The organism is Pseudoalteromonas sp. MelDa3 (genome assembly GCF_002863625.1).
GTDB classification, from domain to species: domain Bacteria; phylum Pseudomonadota; class Gammaproteobacteria; order Enterobacterales; family Alteromonadaceae; genus Pseudoalteromonas; species Pseudoalteromonas arctica.
On the sequence record NZ_PJBR01000141.1, the window covers coordinates 1 to 5,374 of the forward strand.

The 5,374-nt window shown below is 40.4% G+C and carries 4 protein-coding genes; 1 reads left to right on the plus strand and 3 read right to left on the minus strand.

Annotated features, from left to right (window positions below):
* Nucleotides 1-34: 34 nt before the first annotated feature.
* From clpB to rluD, 3 genes are all read right to left on the minus strand, one after another.
* The gene (clpB, locus tag CXF89_RS18075; protein ID WP_007581388.1) at nucleotides 35-2,611 is read right to left on the minus strand and encodes an ATP-dependent chaperone ClpB; all 2,577 of its coding nucleotides are present in this window, start codon (nucleotides 2,609-2,611) and stop codon (nucleotides 35-37) included.
* A gap of 96 nt (nucleotides 2,612-2,707) precedes the next feature.
* Nucleotides 2,708-3,439 (minus strand): peptidoglycan editing factor PgeF, encoded by a 732-nt coding sequence (pgeF, locus tag CXF89_RS18080; RefSeq protein ID WP_121955374.1) that lies wholly within the window; start codon nucleotides 3,437-3,439, stop codon nucleotides 2,708-2,710.
* Nucleotides 3,439-4,416 carry a 23S rRNA pseudouridine(1911/1915/1917) synthase RluD gene (gene rluD / locus CXF89_RS18085; protein ID WP_007581384.1) on the minus strand — a complete coding sequence of 326 codons (978 nt, stop codon included), beginning with the start codon at nucleotides 4,414-4,416 and terminating at the stop codon, nucleotides 3,439-3,441. Before rluD ends, pgeF begins: the two co-directional genes overlap by 1 nt.
* A gap of 141 nt (nucleotides 4,417-4,557) precedes the next feature.
* Between rluD and CXF89_RS18090 the strand changes: the two genes are divergently transcribed.
* Nucleotides 4,558-5,322 (plus strand): outer membrane protein assembly factor BamD, encoded by a 765-nt coding sequence (locus CXF89_RS18090; RefSeq protein WP_007581382.1) that lies wholly within the window; start codon nucleotides 4,558-4,560, stop codon nucleotides 5,320-5,322.
* Nucleotides 5,323-5,374: the final 52 nt, after the last annotated feature.

Here is a 5,374-nt window from a genome sequence, read left to right on the forward strand (position 1 = left end):
TATTTTAGCGGCTTTTGAGTTTAATTATTTACAATTAACGCTTGGAAAATACCAGAGAGTCGTCATTTGCATCAATAACGATCACGCAACCTGGTAAGTAGTCTCCATTGAGTAACTTTTGTGCCAGCGGGTTTTCAATCGTTTGTTGAATAGCACGCTTAAGCGGACGTGCACCGTAGACAGGATCAAACCCACTTTCTGCAATTCGCTCAAGAGCAGCATCGCTTATTTCAAGCAGATATCCCATCTCAGTTAAACGCTCACGTAATTTCATTAACTGAATATCAGCTATTTCTTTTATATGCTCGTTTGCTAACGGGTGGAACACGACAGTCTCGTCTATACGGTTAATAAATTCAGGCCTAAACTCATTAATTAATACTTCCATTACTTTAGCTTTAAGGGTCGTGTAATCATTATTACCCGCTTGCTCTTGGATAATATCTGAGCCTAGATTTGAGGTCATGATAATAACGGTATTTTTAAAATCAACGGTTCTACCCTGCCCGTCAGTTAATCGGCCATCATCTAATACTTGCAGTAAAATATTAAACACATCAGGATGCGCCTTTTCTATTTCATCAAGCAATATCACTGAGTAAGGTTTACGACGAACAGCTTCTGTTAAATAACCGCCCTCTTCGTAACCCACGTAACCTGGAGGAGCCCCTACTAGACGTGCGACTGAATGTTTTTCCATAAACTCAGACATGTCGATACGCACCATGGCATCTTCGGTATCAAACATAAAACCAGCCAGTGCTTTTGTCAGCTCGGTTTTACCCACACCAGTTGGACCTAAAAATAAGAAAGAACCAATAGGACGATTAGGATCTGCAAGCCCGGCACGTGAGCGTCGTATTGCGTTAGAAACAGCAACAACCGCTTCATCTTGCCCTATTACTTTACTGTGTAACTTATCTTCCATTTGCAGCAGCTTTTCACGCTCACCTTGTAGCATTCTTGCAACAGGAATTCCTGTCCAGCGAGACAGTATTTCAGCAATTTCATCCTCACCTACTTGGTTTTTAAGCAGAGTCATTTCTTGCATTTCGGCTTGTGAGGCTAAATCAAGTTTTCGTTCAAGTTCTGGAATTCGCCCATATTGCAGCTCTGACATACGCTGTAAATCACTTGCTCTTCGCGCTACATCTAAATCTAATCTTGCTTGTTCAAGCTCGGCTTTAATTACTTGCGTGCCTTGAAGTGATGCTTTTTCAGCATTCCATATCTCGTCTAGCTCACGATATTGCCCATCAAGGTCGGTGATCAACTCTTGCATTTCAGCTCGGCGTTTTTGACTTGCTTCGTCTTTTTCTTTCGCTAGCGCATTATCTTCTAACTTTAGCTGGATGATACGGCGTTCAAGCTTGTCTAACGATTCTGGTTTGGAGTCAATTTGTAATCGAATTGAAGAACCCGCTTCATCTATTAAATCAATCGCTTTATCGGGTAACTGACGGTCACTAATGTAACGATGAGATAACTGCGCCGCAGCAACAATCGCGGGGTCAGTAATTTCTACTGAATGATGTAACTCATATCGCTCTTTTAAGCCACGTAATATTGCAATGGTATCTTCAACAGATGGCTCTTCAATAAGTACCTTTTGGAATCGACGCTCAAGAGCTGCGTCTTTTTCTATATATTTACGGTATTCATCAAGCGTGGTTGCGCCAACACAGTGTAATTCACCGCGTGCTAATGCTGGCTTTAACATATTGCCTGCATCCATGGCACCGTCACTTTTTCCTGCACCTACAATAGTATGTATTTCATCAATAAATAAAATGACTTGGCCTTCTTCTTTAGCCAATTCGTTTAATACTGATTTTAAACGTTCTTCAAATTCGCCACGGTATTTAGCACCCGCAACTAACGCCCCTAAATCAAGTGATAGTACGCGTTTATTTTTTAATCCTTCAGGTACTTCACCATTAATAATACGCTGTGCTAACCCCTCGGCAATTGCTGTTTTACCAACACCTGGTTCACCGATTAATACAGGGTTATTTTTAGTGCGGCGTTGTAGTACCTGAATCGTGCGGCGAATTTCGTCATCGCGACCAATAACGGGGTCAAGCTTACCTTGCTCTGCTCGCTCAGTTAGATCAATCGTGAATTTTTCAAGCGCTTGACGTGTTTCTTCGGCATTTGGGTCATCAACTTTTTGACCGCCGCGAATCGCTTTAATTGCAGTTTCAATTTTAGTCGAGGTAATATTTAACGACCTAAATATATCGCCAAGTGGACCTTTATCATCGCATGCCGCCAGTACAAATAATTCACTTGAAATATATTTGTCTTTGCGTTTTTGCGCGTACTTATCACATAGATTAATAAGTGATGCCATATTGTTTGATAGCTGGACGTCGCCACCTACACCTTCTACTTTAAATAATTTTTCTATTTCTTGTGAAAGCTTGGTGTTGAGTTCGTCAGCGCTGACACCCGTTTGTGCAAATAATGCACGTACACTAGAGCCACTTTGCTTTAGCAATGAATACATTAAATGTACGGGTTCAATAAATTGATGATCGCGACCAAGGGCTAGCGATTGCGCATCAGAAAGCGCAGATTGAAATTTACTTGTAAATCTATCTAAACGCATGGTGTTACCTATTAAATAATCTAATTGCTTAATTAATGGGTATGTTTAGGTGTTTGTTCAAGGTGTAGGGGGAAATATAATGATTAAAGATGTGAATTACTTGCGCCAGATCAAACTAGCCATACGTCCAGTTTGTCCATCTCGTCGATAAGAAAAAAATAAGTCACTTTGAGAGACTGTGCAGTAGTCGCCACCCGTAATATTTTTAACGCCTTTCTGGGTAAGTAAAGTACGCGCAATACCATAGATATCAGCAAGATATTTACCATTAGTTTGTAGTGTAAATGCTTGAATAAATAAAGGGGACCTTTTTTGAAATAACTCAAACACTTCAGCCCCAACCTCAAATCGAGTTGGCCCAATTGCAGGCCCTAACCACGCATTTATATTTTCACACTTTGAGCTAAAACATTCCAAAGTATTTTTAATAATTCCCTGCTCAAGTCCTCGCCAGCCGCCATGTATAGCTGCAACTTCTTTTTCATCATCACTGACTAATAAAATAGGTAAACAATCGGCGGTCATTATAGCCAAAGGCTGATTTAATAACTGAGTATAAAGCGCATCAGCATCGTGTAACTCATCAAAATCAAAATGTTCATCAACAATAACAACATTAGAGCTATGAATTTGATTTAGCCACACGGCAGGTTTAGGTAGGAGATTTGTTAATAATGAGCGGTTTTTTGATACATGATTTTGATTATCACCAACATGGAATCCCAAATTAAAACTTTTAAATGGGATTTTTGAAACACCACCTCCACAAGTAGTACTTAACGTTCCTACTTTATGAAGGTTTTGCCATGTCGCTGACAATAAGTGCATTATCTATCGATATCAGGATTAGCTTTAGTATCTTCACGTAATGCGAGTGTCATAGCAACCATATCGTCTGGGATAGGTGCTTGCCATGTCATCATTTCACCCGTGATTGGATGCGCAATACTCAATTTTACAGCATGAAGTGCTTGGCGTCTAAAGCTACGAAGTAACTCAAATAACTCAGGTGTTGCACCTTTAGGTGGACGCGGACGGCCGCCATAAGATTGATCGCCAATTAGCGGGTGATTTAAATGTGCCATGTGCACGCGAATTTGATGCGTACGACCTGTTTCTAAGCGCAGACGTAAACGAGTATGAGCACGGAATTTCTCAGCAACACGGTAATGTGTAATTGCCGGTTTACCCAGTTCATGTACTGCCATATGCGTACGCTGAGTCGGATGGCGGCCAATTGCTTTTTCAACCATACCACCTGCGGTCATAGTACCATTACACAGTGCTTCATATTCACGCGTGAAGTTTTCACGCTTTTGTAGCGCTGTTACTAAATGCGTTTGTGCTGGAATCGTTTTAGCTACAACCATTAAACCGGTCGTGTCTTTATCTAAACGATGCACAATACCCGCGCGTGGTACGTTAATTATTTCAGGGTAGTAATGTAGTAATGCGTTTAGCACTGTTCCATTAGGATTACCCGCACCAGGGTGAACCACTAGGCCCATTGGTTTATTAATTACCAAAATATCATCGTCTTCATAAACAATGTTTAATTTGATATCTTGTGCTTCGTATTCGCGTGGTGCTTCAATTGTTGTTTCAACACTTACAACTTCACCACCTAGTAGCTTTTCGCGTGGAGTGTTGAAAATTTCACCGTCTACGGTGATTTTATCATCCAATATCCACGTTTTTATACGAGAACGTGAATAATCAGGGAACAATTGTGCTAATACTTGGTCTAGACGTTTACCACCTAATTCGGTTGGAACGTCGGCTTGAAGAGAAATTTGCTCTGACATTAGTAACTTTACCCAATTTACCAGTGCAAGCTTTGCTCGACTGGGTTAGAATCGCTTTTAATAAAAGCATAATATAATACGCATAGTTTACTCGGTTTTACCGACTTGGCCTAGCCGAAGACATCGAAGGTAACAAATAAAATGATAAATAAAATAGGGAAACGTGCATTTGCCATTGTTTTTTCAGTTTCTGTACTTAGTTTAGGCGCTTGTTCGTCTGCTCCAGACCAAGAAGACATTCAACGTGTACCGAATAAGTCTGCACACGCTTTATATGAAGACGCAAAAGAAACACTAGATTCTGGTTTATATGCTCGCGCAATTGAACTTTTGAGTGCAATAGATTCTCGCTACCCGTTTGGCCCATTCTCTAAACAAGTACAAATGGACTTAGTGTATGCACATTACCAATCAGGTAATACTGAACAAGCACTTGCAACCATTGACCGCTTTATTCGCTTAAATCCAAACCATAAAGACCTAGATTACATGTATTACATGCGTGGTTTAGTAAACATTAAAGCAGATAAAAATGCGTTCCAAGAGTACTTTGGTGTAGATAGAGCTGATAGAGATGCTAACCGTACACGTGTTGCATTTACCGATTTATCGACACTAGTAAAACGCTTTCCGAAAAGTGATTACGCGCCTGAAGCTAAGCGTCGTTTAGTATGGCTTTTAAATCGTATGGCACGTTATGAATTAAAAGTAGCCACTTACTATTATGAGCGTGAAGCTTATTTAGCTGCTGCTAATAGAGGTAAGTTTGTTGTTGAGCACTACTCACAAAGCAGTTACTTAGATCCCGCGCTTGAAATGATGGAAAAAAGTTACGACCAATTAGGTTTGACTGAGCTTAGTGAGCACGCAAAGCAAACACGAAGACTAAATAAAAGAACTAAATAAACAAAAAGGCGCTTAGTAAGCTGTCTCTTGATCACAAGTCTGACTCAAGAGA

Coding starts and splice junctions, on each gene's coding strand:
- clpB (WP_007581388.1), bottom strand. CDS start 2,611: ATGCGTTTAGATAGATTTACAAGTAAATTTCAATCTGCGCTTTCTGAT.
- pgeF (WP_121955374.1), bottom strand. CDS start 3,439: ATGCACTTATTGTCAGCGACATGGCAAAACCTTCATAAAGTAGGAACG.
- rluD (WP_007581384.1), bottom strand. CDS start 4,416: ATGTCAGAGCAAATTTCTCTTCAAGCCGACGTTCCAACCGAATTAGGT.
- CXF89_RS18090 (WP_007581382.1), top strand. CDS start 4,558: ATGATAAATAAAATAGGGAAACGTGCATTTGCCATTGTTTTTTCAGTT.